The sequence below is a fragment of the Bradyrhizobium sp. UFLA06-06 genome (assembly GCF_054820065.1).
On sequence record NZ_JADFUD010000023.1, the window covers coordinates 44,726 to 57,246 of the forward strand.

Sequence of the window (12,521 nt, forward strand, 5' to 3'; positions counted from 1 at the left end):
CCGCCGATGCGGCCATTCCTGTGATTGCCAGCCGCCGGGAATCGAATTGGAGAACATGTCATGGGTATCTTCGGCGCTCTCACGACGGCTGTCGGTGGCTTGCGCGCGGGCTCTTACGCGCTCGAAAACATCTCCGGCAATATCGCCAACTCGCAGACCACCGCCTTCAAGCGCATCGATACCTCGTTCCTCGACCTCGTCCCGCAGACCGCGCTGACCGCGCAGCTCGCCGGCGGCGTCACCGCGCAGTCCCGCTCGACCAACTCGGTGCAGGGCGACGTGCAGTCGGCATCGGTCGCGACCTTCATGGCGATCAACGGCAACGGCTTTTTCGCGGTGCAGAAGCCCGGCAGCTTCACCGACGGTGCGCCGGTGTTCGACGGCGTCGACCGCTACACCCGCCGCGGCGATTTCCAGCTCAACAAGGACGGCTATCTCGTCAACGGCGCCGGCTACTATCTCGAGGGCGTGCCGATCGACCCGACCACCGGCAACCCGGCGGGCTCATCGCCGCAGGTGCTGCAATTCAAGAACGACTTCCTGCCGGCGCAGCAGACCACCAAGATCGACTATCGCGCCAACCTCGCGTCCTATCCCTTGACCACCGCGCACGACACTTCGGTTCCCGGCTCCGAGCTGATCCGGCCGGGCGCGTTCAGCAGTGGAAATAATCCGTTGGTGCTGGGCACGCCGGCTGCGCCGTATACCGATTCCACCATCACCGGCACCGCGCAAAACAACAAGGCGACGCCGTCGGTGGCCATTACCGCCGCGACGCTGCTTTCGGGCGCAGCCGGCACCGATTCGATCAATACCAACTTCAGCGCCGGCTCTGCCGGCCCGCCCGTCGTGCCCGCCGACACGATCACGGTCAACGGAACCGTCATCACCTTCGTGGCTTCGGGGGCGACCGGCAACCAGCTCAACGTCACCGACAGCATCGGAACGCTGCTCGCGAAGATCGACTCGATTACCGGTACCACCACGTCATCGACGATCAGCGGCGGCAAGATCACCTTGCACTCCGGCAAATTGGCCGATCTCAACGTGACGAGCTCGAACGCGACCGCCTTCGCGGCGCTCGGCTTCACCGGCTCGGCGGTTGCGGTTCGCGGCGGCGGCGGCACGGTCGGCACCGGCCAGGTTGTCGGCAACGACAACTCGACCTTCCTGAACGAATCCGTCTCGGGCGGCGCCGTCACGGCCTACGACGTGTCGGGCGCGCCGGTGAACCTGCAATTCCGCTGGGCCAAGACCGACAGCTCCTCGCTGGGCAGCGGACATACCGACACCTGGAACCTGTTCTATCAGGTCAATCCCAACGCGACCGGCACGCAGGTCTCCTGGCAGAACGTCAACGTCAACTTCACCTTCGCCTCGAACGGCCAGATGTCGCCGGCGATCTCCTCGGTGGCGCTCACCAATGCCGTCGTCAACGGCGTGTCGCTCGGCAGCCCCGTGATCAATTTCGGCTCCGGCGGCGTGACCCAGTTCGCCGACGCCAACGGCAACGTTCAGGTCAACCAGATCCAGCAGGACGGCTTCCCCGCCGGCCAGCTGCAGTCGGTCAGCGTCTCCACCAACGGCCGCATCGTCGGCAACTACACCAACGGCCGCAACATCGACCTCGCCGAAATCTCGGTGGCGACCTTCAACGGCACCAACTTCCTCAAGCGCATCGACGGCGGTGCGTTCGAGGCGACCGACGAGTCCGGCGCGGCGCTGTTCGGCAAGGCCGGCACCATCGTCGGTTCCTCGCTCGAGAGCTCGAACACCGATATTGCCGACGAATTTACCAAGCTGATCGTGACCCAGCAGGCCTATTCGGCGAACACCAAGGTGATCACCACGACTAATTCGATGGTGCAGGATCTCCTGAACGTGGTGCGCTGATCGCATCGTTTGCTGTCCGTGTGAAGAAGTAAAGGCGAGTACACATCATGGGTCTGAGCCAAGCCCTTTCCACCGCGATGTCGGGCCTGCGCGCCACGCAGGCCTCGCTCTCGCTCGTGTCGTCGAACGTCGCCAACGCGGAGACGCCCGGCTACGTCAGGAAGACGCTCAACCAGGTCACCGGCACCACCGGCCAGTACGGATCGAGCGTCCTCATCACCGGCGTCAATCGCCAGCTCGACGAATTCCTGCAGACCCAGCTCCGTACCGAGACGTCGGGAGCGGCCTACGCCGACGTCCGCTCGGATTTCCTGGCCAATCTGCAGGGCGTGTACGGCAATCCCGACTCCACCGGCACGATCGAGGACGCCTACAACAAGTTCCTGACCGCGCTGCAGGGGCTGTCGACCAGCCCGGAATCGCAGTCGGCCCGCATCGGCGTGATCAATGCCGCGCAATCGATGGCGCAGCAGCTCAACGCGACCTCGCAGGGAATCCAGACGCTGCGCGCCAACGCCGAGGCCGGCATCAGCGATTCCATCAACAGCGCCAACAATGCGATGCAGCAGATTGCGCGCCTCAATGTCCAGCTGGCGGCCAATGGCGGCACGACCGATGCCTCGACCGCGGCATTGCTCGATCAGCGCGACCGCTACGTCACGCAGCTCTCGCAGCTGATGGACATCCGCACCGTCACCAACAGCCAGAACCAGGTGAGCGTGTTCACCAATTCCGGCGTGCAGCTGGTCGGCACCGAGGCCGCGACGCTCAGCTTCAACGCCCAGGGCACGATGACGCCCAACACGTTGTACAATACCGACCCGACCAAGAGCACCGTCGGCACCATCACCATCACGTTCCCGCATGGCGGCACCTATGACATGGTGTCGACCAACTCGATTCGCTCCGGCAAGATCGCCGCCTATCTCGAGTTGCGCGACAACACGCTGGCGCAGGCCCAGACACAGATCGATCAGTTCGCCGCCGCGATGTCGAGCGCGCTGTCGGACAAGACCACCGCGGGCACCGCGGCGACGGCGGGAGCGCAGTCCGGCTTCGACCTCGACCTCTCGGGGCTGCAGAACGGCAACACCATCCACGTCTCCTACAAGGACAACACCACCGGCCTCACGCATAATCTGTCGATCATTCGCGTCGACGATCCGAGCGTGCTGCCGCTGAGCAATACCGCGACCGTCGATCCGAACGACGAGGTGCTGGGCATTGATTTCTCGGGCGGCATGAGCTCGGTGCTGTCGCAGCTCAACGGCGCACTCGGCGGAACCGGCCTGCAATTCTCCAATCCGTCGGGGTCGACGCTGCGCGTGCTTGACGACGGCGCCGTCAACAAGGCCGATGTGACCGCGGCATCGGTCACGTCGACGGTTTCGTCGCTGACCTCGGGCGATCCGCATCTTCCGCTGTTCACCGACAATGGCGGGCTCTACACCGGCGCGATCACCGCGAACGGCTCGCAGACGACCGGCCTTGCCGCGCGCATCAGCGTCAACACCGGCCTGATCGGCGATCCCTCGCGCATGGTGGTGTACTCGACCAATCCGCAGACGCCGGCCGGCGACACCACGCGCGCCAACCTCGTTCTGAACCAGCTGTCGAACGCCTCGTACAGCTATTCACCGCAGACCGGCCTTGGCACGTCAGGCGCGCCGTTCACCGGCACGCTGCTGAACTTTGCCAAGCAGTTCATCAGCCAGCAGGGCGAGTCGGCGACCGCCGCCAAGCAACTCGCTGACGGCCAGGACGTCGTGCTGAACACGCTGCAGACCAAGATGGACTCGACCTCCGGCGTCAACATGGACGAGGAGATGGCGCATCTGCTTTCGCTGCAGAACGCCTATTCCGCCAATGCGCGCGTGATGTCGTCGATCAAGCAGATGTACGACGCGCTGCTGCAGCTCACGTGAGGGTAACATGTCGATCGACGGCGTAAGCGGCAGAACTTCCTATATCGGCACCACGATCCTCAACCTGCGGAATCAGCTCAATGACCTGACCACGCAGCTTGCGACCGGCAAGGTATCGACGACCTATGCGGGGCAGGGGCTCGATCGCGGTTTTGCGCTCAGCCTGCGCGCGCAGATCAGCGGCATCAACGCGTTCTCCGATACCGCCACCAACCTCAACACGCGCCTGAGTGTCGCGAACCTCACCTTGCAGGGCCTGTCCGACGTCGGGACCCAGGTGAAGAACGCCGCGACGACGGCGACGCTGACGCTCAACGACAGCGGCCAGACCTCGGGCCAGATCACGGCGCAGGCGGCCTTCGCCAACGCGGTCGCGATGCTGAACAGCCAGTCGGGCGACCGCTATCTGTTTTCCGGCCGCGCGATGGATACGCCGGCCACGGTGTCCGCCGATACCATGCTCAAGGGCACGGCAACCCAGGCTGGGCTCACCCAGCTCATCAATGAGCGCAAGCAGGCCGATCAGGGCGCCGGCATGATGGGCCGCCTGAGCGTCTCGTCGCCGCCGGCGACCACGACGGTCACGAGTATCGCCGAGGACGGCTCGCCGTTCGGCCTGAAGCTTTTGTCGGTGCAGTCGTCGTTGACGGGCGGCGCCACGGTGACGCAGCCGGCCGGCACGCCGAAGTCGGCCTCGGTCGATCTCGGCGCCGTCAATCCGAAGGACGGCGACAAGATCAAGTTCAACTTCACGCTGCCCGACGGCACCACCGAAGCGATCGAGCTCACGGCGACCACGACGAACCCGCCGCCCACCGGCTCGTTCCTGATCGGCGCCGACACCGCGGCGACGACGGCCAACCTGCAGTCGACGCTGACCTCGTCGATCAAGACGTTGAGCGACACGTCGCTGGTCGCGGCGTCCGCGGTCGCGGCGTCGAACAATTTCTTCAATCCGGTCGCGACCGTCTCGGGCGCGGCGGTGAACAACCATAACACGCCGCCGGCGCCGATCAGCGGCGCCACGGCCCTTTCGGGGGCGGCGGGCACCGACTCGCTGTCGACGAGCTTTGCCGCGGGTGACACCATCACGGTGAACGGCACGCCGATCACCTTCGTGGCCTCGGGCGCCACCGGCAACCAGGTCAACGTCACCGACAGCGTGCAGACGCTGATGGCCAAGATCGACCAGATCAGCGGCACCAAGAACCCGTCGACTATCAGCAACGGCGCGATCACCTTGCACGGCGCCGACGGCGAGAGCCTGTCGATCTCGAGCTCCAATACAGCCGCACTCGGCGCGCTCGGCATCGCCAACAACACCACCGCAGCGCCGGCGCCGCTCAGGGTAGGGGGACCGCCGTTCGACACCGCGACCAACCTGGTCGCGGGCACGCCCGGCAACACCGTCTACTGGTACACCGGCGAGAATGGCCCGGGGTCGGCGCGCGGCACCGCGGTCGCCCAGGTCGATCAGTCGATCACCGTGCAGTATGGCGCGCGCGCCAACGAACAGGCCTTCCGCTATTTGCTGCAGAACGTCGCGGTGTACGCGGCCGTCACCACCAATGCCAGCAACTCGAATGCGAGCGCGCAGGTGACGGCGCTTGCGCAGCGCGTAAGCGCTAACCTCGCCCCGCAGAACGGTCAGCAGCAGATCCAGGACGTGCAAGCCGAATTCGCCGGCGCGCAGACCGCGACCAAGGCGGCCACCGATCGGCAGACTCAGCTCAAGGGGATGGCGGAAACGATGCTCGACTCGGTCGAGGGCGTCAATCAGGACGAGGTCGCGACCAAGATCCTGGCGCTGCAAACCAGCTTGCAGGCGTCGTATCAGACCACGTCGATGCTGTATCAAACGACGCTGCTGAAATACCTGCCGATCAGCTGATCGCGCGCCCCTCATCTCCAGCCAGCAAAAAGGCCTCCGCGCGGAGGCCTTTTTCGTTGAGGCGAGTGGGGCTAGAGCGTTTTCAAGCGAAGTGGACGCCGGTTCGCGCGAAGAAAACGCGTCAAAACAAGAAGCTCTACGCGCTCTTGCGTGCGTCGTCGCGATCGGCGTTCTGCTGGTCGCGCGCGGTTTCCAGCAGCTTCTCCTCGTGTGCGATCAGCTTCTTGGACTCCTTCAGCGCGTGATAGAGGTCGCCGTTGAGGATGAAGTTGTTGACGCTTTCGATGAACGGCCACGCGCTCGGCATTGCGGTGATGATGTCGCGCACCAGACTGAAATAGGTCGGGTGGTGCGCCATCGGGTCCGGCGACAGATACATCAGCTGCACGGCGAGATAGATCAGCTTCGCCGGCGTGTCCGCGGTCTCGGGCGTCAGGATATCCTTCTCGCGCAGGATCGGGATGCGGTCGCCGTCGATCAGCAGGCGGGCGCGCTGGTCGGTGTTGGTGATCACGCAATTGCCGACGATGATGCGCTCGTTCGGTTTGAGTTCGACCTTCAGGGCCATGACCGTTCTCCTTTGCCTGCAGTCGCGCGATGTCTTCGCTGGCGGAGCGAAGTGGTTCGGCACTGCTTAGCAGCCGCCGTTGCGGCCGGGGGCCGATGCGACAGCGATCCTTTCCCATGATGGTTAATGCTTGGTGAACGAGGGGCAGGCGCTGGCGTCGTTATCTGGCCGGAATTGTCAGTCGCCTCAGTAGTTTTCGGGACGAACCTCACCCAATGGCGACAATTTTATTCTTCGGCCTTTGTCTCAAATGCCGTTCTGGAGATTTCTTTTTCCTTCGCGGCCCGACCGCAGGATCGGCCATCCGCCCGATCAGAAAGGATTGGAGCGGCTTCTTCCTCAGTTTCACACCAGAAAGGTATGAAAATGTCCGATATCATTCTCTCCTCCTCCGTTCGCCAGAACCTCCTCTCCCTCCAGTCCACCGCCGATCTGCTCTCCACGACGCAGAACCGCCTTGCCACCGGCAAGAAGGTCAACACGGCGCTCGACAACCCGACCAACTTCTTCACCGCGCAGTCGCTCGACAACCGCGCCAGCGACATCAACAACCTGCTCGACGGCATCGGCAACGGTGTGCAGGTGCTGCAGGCCGCCAACACCGGCATCACCTCGCTGCAGAAGCTGGTCGATACCGCGAAGTCGATCGCCAACCAGGTGCTGCAGAGCCCGACCGGCTACACCACCAGGTCGCAGGTCACTTCCACCGCGGCGCTCGGCGGCACGTCTGCCAACCTCGTCGACGGCACCACGATCAAGAGCGGTGACGTCCTGGCGATCGCGGCGTCGGCCGGCCAGCCTGCCTTCAACTTTACGTTCGGGGCCAGCACGTCGCTGGCGCAGTTGAACACGTCGCTCGCGGCCAGCAACCTGACGGCGAGCCTCGACAGCTCGAACAAGCTCGTCATCACCACGACCAACGACGCGGCCTCCTCGACGATCGGTGCGGTGACCTTCACCAACACCGGCGGCGGCACTGCGACGTTCAGCGCGGCCGGCACGGCGCCGGTTGCCGACCAGGCCTCGCAGTCGGCGCGCGCCGCTCTGGTCACGCAGTACAACAACACCATCGCGCAGATCACGACCACGGCGCAGGACGCCTCGTTCAACGGCATCAACCTGTTGAACGGCGACAGCCTGAAGCTGACCTTCAACGAGACCGGCAAGTCGACGCTCAGCATCACCGGCGTCACCTTCAATGCCAGCGGCCTCGGTCTGAAAGCGCTGACCGCGGGCACCGACTTCCTCGACAACAACTCGGCGAACAGCGTCATTGCGTCGCTGAGCTCGGCGAGCTCCTCGTTGCGCAGCGAAGCCTCGACGCTGGGTTCGAACTTGTCGATCGTGCAGATCCGTCAGGACTTCTCGAAGAACCTGATCAACGTGCTGCAGACCGGTTCGTCCAACCTGACGCTGGCCGACACCAATGAGGAAGCGGCCAACAGCCAGGCGCTGTCGACCCGCCAGTCTATCGCGGTCTCCGCGCTGGCGCTCGCCAACCAGAGCCAGCAGAGCGTGCTGCAGCTGCTCCGCTAAGCGCGCCGGCAAGTGCTTCGAGAACGGCGGGGGAAACCCCGCCGTTTTCTTTTGTCTCCGGGATATTACGGTGTCTGTCCATGCCCTCAGAACGGCGCATTTCGTAACGGCTGCTAACCATATTTAAAGGCGCCCGATGCATAAATATCGGGCGCTAGAATTGCGTCTTCGCGGCTCGAGAAATCCGCATCCCATCGAGGTCATTGAATGTCGAATGCAGCCCAGGCCTACGCTCGTACCTCCACGACGACGGCGTCCCCACGTGAAATCGAAGCGCAGGCGCTGTTGAAGGCCGCGCGGCAGCTGCAGGAAGTCCAGACGAACTGGAACGGTCCCGACAAGGCGCTCGATCATGCGTTGCTGTTCAATCGTCGGTTGTGGTCGATCTTTCTCAGCGCCGCGCAAGGCGACGACAATCCGCAGCCGCTCGAGATTCGCCAGAACATCGCCAATATCGGCGTGTTCGTGATGAAGCAGACCGTCGACATCCAGATGAATCCGGATCCGGCGAAACTGAAGTCGCTGATCGATATCAACTGCAATATCGCCGCCGGCCTCTCGGGCCGCGGCTGATCGATCGATTCCTGACGGAGCCCTCGGCATGGCCGACGTGTTGAGCATCCTGTCGGCCAACTACAAGGCCGCCGGCCTGACGGTCCCGTCGAAGACGCCCTATGTGGCCGTCGATCCGAACCTCTATGAGGGCAGCTGGAGCGGCAAGTACGCCAACAACAAATCGTTCAACATCTCGGTGTCGAACGTCGATGGCTTCCGCGCCAAGGTCCACTACCAGAGCGACGGCACCAGCAAGTATCAGGACGTGCTGATCAAGGATGGCGGGTTCCGGATCGGCGATACCAAGTTCGCGCTGGTGCAGCAGGGGACGGCGTTGATCGCCAATGTCGTCACCGATCCGGCCACCGGAGCGACCTATCTCGACAAGGCCTACGCCACGCAGAAGACCTGAGCGGTCGTTGGTCCGCGCCTAGGCGCGGCGATCGGTGGCACGCACCCGCGTCGGCGCGTCCTTGCTGAGATCGAGCGCGTGGAAATAGGCGCGGCGGCGCAATACGGCTTCTTCCGGAAACTGCCTCACCACCAAATTCGTGCGATTATCGACCACCTGATAGACCACGGCGCGCGCGTCGCGGTCGATGATGACCAGGTCGCTGACCGACGGAGCCTGATTTGAAATCGATGCGTTGACGGCGTTGGGATCGATGGTGACGCGCACGCTCGGCTCCGGAGCGGTGACGCTCTGGCTCGCCGGCAGTTCAGTCTTGACCGCCTTCTGCGCCGTATCGCTCGTGGGAGAGACCATCGGCGCCGCGACCGGTGCCCCCACCGGCTTGATGTTGAAATCTGTACTCATGGCAGCCTCGTAGTGCACAGGCACTAGTTTGCTTGAGTCAAATCCCAACCCCTCACGGTCCGCAACTCTACGGGGAACCTCTCAATAGGCTGTTAGAAAACACGCTGAATGCCGCGCTGCCGGGGCGGCGTCGAATTGAGCTAAATTGTAAGCGTACACGTCAGAGCGTGCGGCTGACCGCGATCGGCGTCATGTTGCGGGGGCCGGGCGTGGCGCGCTGTCCGCTTGCGGTATAGGTGTTCGGAATGTTGCGGCGCTGCACCTCGGCATTGACGCCGCGCACGATGCCTTCGGAGACGGCATGCGCGGTCGCAAGCACGGTCAAATTGACCTGCAGCATGGCGCGGAACGTCTCGTGATGCCGGCGCAGCGTCGCGAGCAGCTCGGGATCGGTCTGCGACAGCATCTTCTGCATCAATTTCAGATGCTCCACCGCGAGCATGTAGCGCCGCGACAGCTCCGACTTCTGCGCCTCGAGCCGCATGCCCTCGCGGATCTTGCCGGCGCGGACGAACTCGGTCTCCTGCTCGATCACGGCGAGCAGGCCGCTCATCACTTCGGTCAGCTCGTTGGCAAGACGCGCGACGTCCGGCGGCGTCGACGTCGCGGACCGCGCGGCGGGGGCGGACGCTACTGGCCGCGGCTGCTGTGGACGCTGGTTCATCGCGCTGCTCCTTGAAACCCTAGCTCTTGTTCGCCTGCTGCAGAATCAGCGAGCGGAACACTTCGTTGGAAATGCCGACGCCGCCGGCTTTGGCGAAATTCTTCGAGTATTCGTCGGTCAGCATCGATCGCCATGCGCCGGTGCCGACGGTGTCGCCGTACGGACCATCGCCCTTCAGGCCGGTCGTCATCTGCGAGAACATCGAATTCAGGAACATCGATTCGAAATCGGTCGCGGTCGCCTTTGCCTTGGCGGCTTGCTGCGGCGTCACCTTCTTCAGCGCGTCCTGCAGCACGGGATCGGGGCGACCGTTGAACATCGGCATCAACGCCTTGTTCGGCATGCTGCCGGTGGTGCTGTTGATCAGGCTCGCCATCACATCACCTCGATGTCGGCTTCGATCGCGCCGGCGGCCTTGATCGCCTGCAGGATGCTGATGAGGTCGCGCGGTCCGATGCCGAGGCCATTGAGGCCGTCGACCAGCTGCTGCAGCGAGACGCCGTCCTTGACCACGGCGAACTTCTTGCCGTCCTCGCTGACGCCGACGCTGGTGCGCGGTGTCACGACTGTTCGGCCGCGCGACAGCGGATTGGGCTGGCTGACCTGCGGGCTCTCGGAGATCGAGACGGTGAGATTGCCCTGCGCGACGGCGACGGTCGCGACGCGGACGTCGCGGCCCATCACGATGATGCCGGAGCGTTCGTCGATCACGATCTTGGCCACGAGATCGGGATCGACCTGCAGCTGCTCGATCTCGGTCAGGAAGGCGACGACGTTGCCCTTGAACTCCGTCGGGATCGCAAGCTGCACCGTGGAGGGATCGATCGGCTCGGCGGTCTTGACGCCGAGATAGTCGTTGACCGCGGCGGCGATCCGCTTGGCGGTGGTGAAGTCGGCGTTGCGCAGCGCGAGGCGCACATTGGGCAGGCGGTTGAGTGCGAACTCGATCTCGCGCTCGATGATGGCGCCGTTGGCGATCCGGCCGACGGTCGGCACGCCGCGCACGACGCTGGCGGCGGCACCTTCGGCCGCGAAGCCGGCGACCGCCACCGATCCCTGCGCCACCGCGTAGACATTGCCGTCGGCGCCGAGCAGGGGAGTGACGAGCAGGGTGCCGCCCTGCAGGTTCTTGGCATCGCCGAGCGCGGAGACGGTGACGTCCATGCGCGTGCCCTGGGTGCCGAACGCCGGCAGATTGCCGGTCACCATCACGGCGGCGACGTTGCCGGTGCGGATGGTGGCGCCGCGGATGTTGACGCCCATGCGCTCGAGCATCGCTTGCAGCGATTGCTTGGTGAAGGGGATGTTGTTGAGCGTATCGCCGGTACCGTTGAGGCCGACCACGAGGCCGTAGCCGATCAGCTGGTTCTGGCGCACGCCCTCGATATTGGCGAGATCCTTGATCCGCGACGTCGCGGCCGCCGGCATGACGGAGGCCGCCAGCGCCAGCAGCGCGGCGCAGGCCACTCCGAACAGATTTGCGATGCGGATGCCGGGCATCCCGATGCTCCCCTCGAACTGAACTAGCGGATTGCGCGACACTCCCATGACGGCGATCCGCCATTAACCATGCGAGCTGCGTGCCACTCCGCTTCGCTTGGGCAATGTCTTGATATATTTATCGAAATTGTCGGGCCGCCATTTTCATCGGGTTCGCCAGGGAGCGCGAAACTGCCGCGCGGCGGCAGAAATTGCCGGGTCGTTTACGCGCCGTTAACCATAAAACGGCGATGCTCGGCTCATTCAGGCCTGCGGGATCACGACGATGCGCATCTACGGACCGAACGGCACCACGCTTGGCACGTCCACCGGCGCCACGCGGCGCACGTCGTCGAGCGGCTTCTCGCTGCCGGATGCGACGACCGCGCAAGAAGAGGTTCGCTCCACCGCGGCGCCGAAGGCTGCTGCCAGCCTCGATGCGCTGCTCGCGCTGCAGGGCGTCGAGGACCCGACCGAACGGCGCAAGCGCTCGGTGGCTCGCGGCAAGGGTGCGCTCGACGTGCTCGACGCGCTCAAGCTCGGACTGCTGTCCGGTAATTTCGATTCCTCCACGGTGAACCGGCTGCGTGACGCTGCGGCAAGCCTGAAGGAATCCTCCGGCGATCCCGGTCTTGATGCCGTGCTCGGCGAGATCGAGCTGCGCGTCGAGGTCGAGCTCGCCAAGGCCGGGCAATACTAGGCTCCTCCCGATCAACTCACCTGTTTCACGCCGCCAGTGCCTTCAGGCCGCCAGTGCCTCAGGCCGCCAGTGCTTTGCGCTGCGCGTCGTAGCGGCGCTGCGCGGCTAGCACCTCCTTCAGATTCTGTTCGGCCCAGTCGCGCAGCGGATCGACGGCTTCGGCGAGCGTCGATCCGAGCGGCGTGATTGAATACTCCACCGTCACCGGCACCGTTGCGATCGCCCGGCGGCGCAGCAGCCCGTCGCGCTCCAGGCTTTTCAGCACCTGCGACAGCATCTTCTGCGAGATGCCTTCGATGGCGCGGCGAAGCTGGTTGAAGCGCATCGGCTCGCCGCGCAGCAGCAGCAGGATCAGCACCGCCCATTTGTCGCCGACCCGGTCGAGGATCTGGCGCGTCGGGCAATTGGCGGCATAGGCGTCCGGCTTGAGGCTCGTGGCTTTCATCGCGGTTACTCCGGCGTGATCAGGTGAGACGAGAGTGCCTTCTTCACA

At 64.4% G+C, this 12,521-nt stretch carries 13 protein-coding genes; 7 read left to right on the forward strand and 6 right to left on the reverse strand.

The window, feature by feature from the left end; translation table 11 throughout:
* The first annotated feature begins 60 nt into the window (after window positions 1-60).
* Genes IF803_RS20645 through IF803_RS20655 form a run of 3 tightly spaced genes read left to right on the forward strand, consistent with a single transcriptional unit; the run spans window position 61 to window position 5,709 of the window.
* Window positions 61-1,893: a flagellar hook protein FlgE gene (locus tag IF803_RS20645; RefSeq protein ID WP_028341658.1), complete on the forward strand. Its 1,833-nt coding sequence runs from the start codon at window positions 61-63 to the stop codon at window positions 1,891-1,893.
* A 47-nt stretch (window positions 1,894-1,940) separates the two neighbouring features.
* Window positions 1,941-3,818, forward strand: a complete 1,878-nt coding sequence (gene flgK, locus IF803_RS20650) for a flagellar hook-associated protein FlgK (RefSeq protein WP_461193275.1) — start codon at window positions 1,941-1,943, stop codon at window positions 3,816-3,818.
* A gap of 7 nt (window positions 3,819-3,825) precedes the next feature.
* Entirely contained in the window at window positions 3,826-5,709 is a 1,884-nt protein-coding gene (locus IF803_RS20655) for a flagellar protein (protein WP_461193276.1), read from the forward strand.
* A 136-nt stretch (window positions 5,710-5,845) separates the two neighbouring features.
* On the opposite strand, the gene flbT is transcribed toward IF803_RS20655, so the two are convergent.
* On the reverse strand, window positions 5,846-6,277 hold the full coding sequence (flbT, locus tag IF803_RS20660) for a flagellar biosynthesis repressor FlbT (protein ID WP_016847775.1): 432 nt from the start codon (window positions 6,275-6,277) through the stop codon (window positions 5,846-5,848).
* A gap of 360 nt (window positions 6,278-6,637) precedes the next feature.
* Between flbT and IF803_RS20665 the strand changes: the two genes are divergently transcribed.
* The 3 genes from IF803_RS20665 to IF803_RS20675 all read left to right on the forward strand — a co-directional run bounded on the left by IF803_RS20665 (window position 6,638) and on the right by IF803_RS20675 (window position 8,780).
* Window positions 6,638-7,813, forward strand: a complete 1,176-nt coding sequence (locus IF803_RS20665; protein ID WP_461193277.1) for a flagellin N-terminal helical domain-containing protein — start codon at window positions 6,638-6,640, stop codon at window positions 7,811-7,813.
* Window positions 7,814-8,020: 207 nt separating this feature from the next.
* Window positions 8,021-8,386, forward strand: coding sequence for a flagellar biosynthesis regulator FlaF (flaF, locus tag IF803_RS20670; protein WP_016846762.1), 366 nt, complete (start codon window positions 8,021-8,023; stop codon window positions 8,384-8,386).
* 28 nt (window positions 8,387-8,414) lie between these two features.
* Window positions 8,415-8,780, forward strand: coding sequence for a hypothetical protein (locus tag IF803_RS20675; RefSeq protein ID WP_016846761.1), 366 nt, complete (start codon window positions 8,415-8,417; stop codon window positions 8,778-8,780).
* Between the two features lie 18 nt (window positions 8,781-8,798).
* Here the strand turns inward: IF803_RS20675 and IF803_RS20680 are convergent, their stop codons facing one another.
* The 4 genes from IF803_RS20680 to IF803_RS20695 all read right to left on the reverse strand — a co-directional run bounded on the left by IF803_RS20680 (window position 8,799) and on the right by IF803_RS20695 (window position 11,349).
* Window positions 8,799-9,185, reverse strand: coding sequence for a hypothetical protein (locus IF803_RS20680; protein ID WP_461193278.1), 387 nt, complete (start codon window positions 9,183-9,185; stop codon window positions 8,799-8,801).
* 160 nt (window positions 9,186-9,345) lie between these two features.
* Window positions 9,346-9,849 (reverse strand): hypothetical protein, encoded by a 504-nt coding sequence (locus tag IF803_RS20685; RefSeq protein WP_461193279.1) that lies wholly within the window; start codon window positions 9,847-9,849, stop codon window positions 9,346-9,348.
* A 19-nt stretch (window positions 9,850-9,868) separates the two neighbouring features.
* Window positions 9,869-10,225, reverse strand: a complete 357-nt coding sequence (flgJ, locus tag IF803_RS20690) for a flagellar assembly peptidoglycan hydrolase FlgJ (protein ID WP_028337696.1) — start codon at window positions 10,223-10,225, stop codon at window positions 9,869-9,871.
* Window positions 10,225-11,349, reverse strand: coding sequence for a flagellar basal body P-ring protein FlgI (locus IF803_RS20695; protein ID WP_038385504.1), 1,125 nt, complete (start codon window positions 11,347-11,349; stop codon window positions 10,225-10,227). Before IF803_RS20695 ends, flgJ begins: the two co-directional genes overlap by 1 nt.
* Before the next feature lie 265 nt (window positions 11,350-11,614).
* On the opposite strand from IF803_RS20695, the gene IF803_RS20700 reads away from it, so the two are divergent.
* Entirely contained in the window at window positions 11,615-12,028 is a 414-nt protein-coding gene (locus IF803_RS20700) for a flagellar assembly protein FliX (protein WP_018272569.1), read from the forward strand.
* Between the two features lie 58 nt (window positions 12,029-12,086).
* Here the strand turns inward: IF803_RS20700 and IF803_RS20705 are convergent, their stop codons facing one another.
* Window positions 12,087-12,473, reverse strand: a complete 387-nt coding sequence (locus IF803_RS20705; protein ID WP_411783251.1) for a winged helix-turn-helix transcriptional regulator — start codon at window positions 12,471-12,473, stop codon at window positions 12,087-12,089.
* Between the last annotated feature and the right edge of the window lie 48 nt (window positions 12,474-12,521).

Bases quoted from the DNA above. Each gene is read 5' to 3' on its own strand.
- IF803_RS20645 (WP_028341658.1), top strand. From the start codon at position 61: ATGGGTATCTTCGGCGCTCTCACGACGGCTGTCGGTGGCTTGCGCGCG.
- flgK (WP_461193275.1), top strand. From the start codon at position 1,941: ATGGGTCTGAGCCAAGCCCTTTCCACCGCGATGTCGGGCCTGCGCGCC.
- IF803_RS20655 (WP_461193276.1), top strand. From the start codon at position 3,826: ATGTCGATCGACGGCGTAAGCGGCAGAACTTCCTATATCGGCACCACG.
- flbT (WP_016847775.1), bottom strand. From the start codon at position 6,277: ATGGCCCTGAAGGTCGAACTCAAACCGAACGAGCGCATCATCGTCGGC.
- IF803_RS20665 (WP_461193277.1), top strand. From the start codon at position 6,638: ATGAAAATGTCCGATATCATTCTCTCCTCCTCCGTTCGCCAGAACCTC.
- flaF (WP_016846762.1), top strand. From the start codon at position 8,021: ATGTCGAATGCAGCCCAGGCCTACGCTCGTACCTCCACGACGACGGCG.
- IF803_RS20675 (WP_016846761.1), top strand. From the start codon at position 8,415: ATGGCCGACGTGTTGAGCATCCTGTCGGCCAACTACAAGGCCGCCGGC.
- IF803_RS20680 (WP_461193278.1), bottom strand. From the start codon at position 9,185: ATGAGTACAGATTTCAACATCAAGCCGGTGGGGGCACCGGTCGCGGCG.
- IF803_RS20685 (WP_461193279.1), bottom strand. From the start codon at position 9,849: ATGAACCAGCGTCCACAGCAGCCGCGGCCAGTAGCGTCCGCCCCCGCC.
- flgJ (WP_028337696.1), bottom strand. From the start codon at position 10,225: ATGGCGAGCCTGATCAACAGCACCACCGGCAGCATGCCGAACAAGGCG.
- IF803_RS20695 (WP_038385504.1), bottom strand. From the start codon at position 11,349: ATGCCCGGCATCCGCATCGCAAATCTGTTCGGAGTGGCCTGCGCCGCG.
- IF803_RS20700 (WP_018272569.1), top strand. From the start codon at position 11,615: ATGCGCATCTACGGACCGAACGGCACCACGCTTGGCACGTCCACCGGC.
- IF803_RS20705 (WP_411783251.1), bottom strand. From the start codon at position 12,473: ATGAAAGCCACGAGCCTCAAGCCGGACGCCTATGCCGCCAATTGCCCG.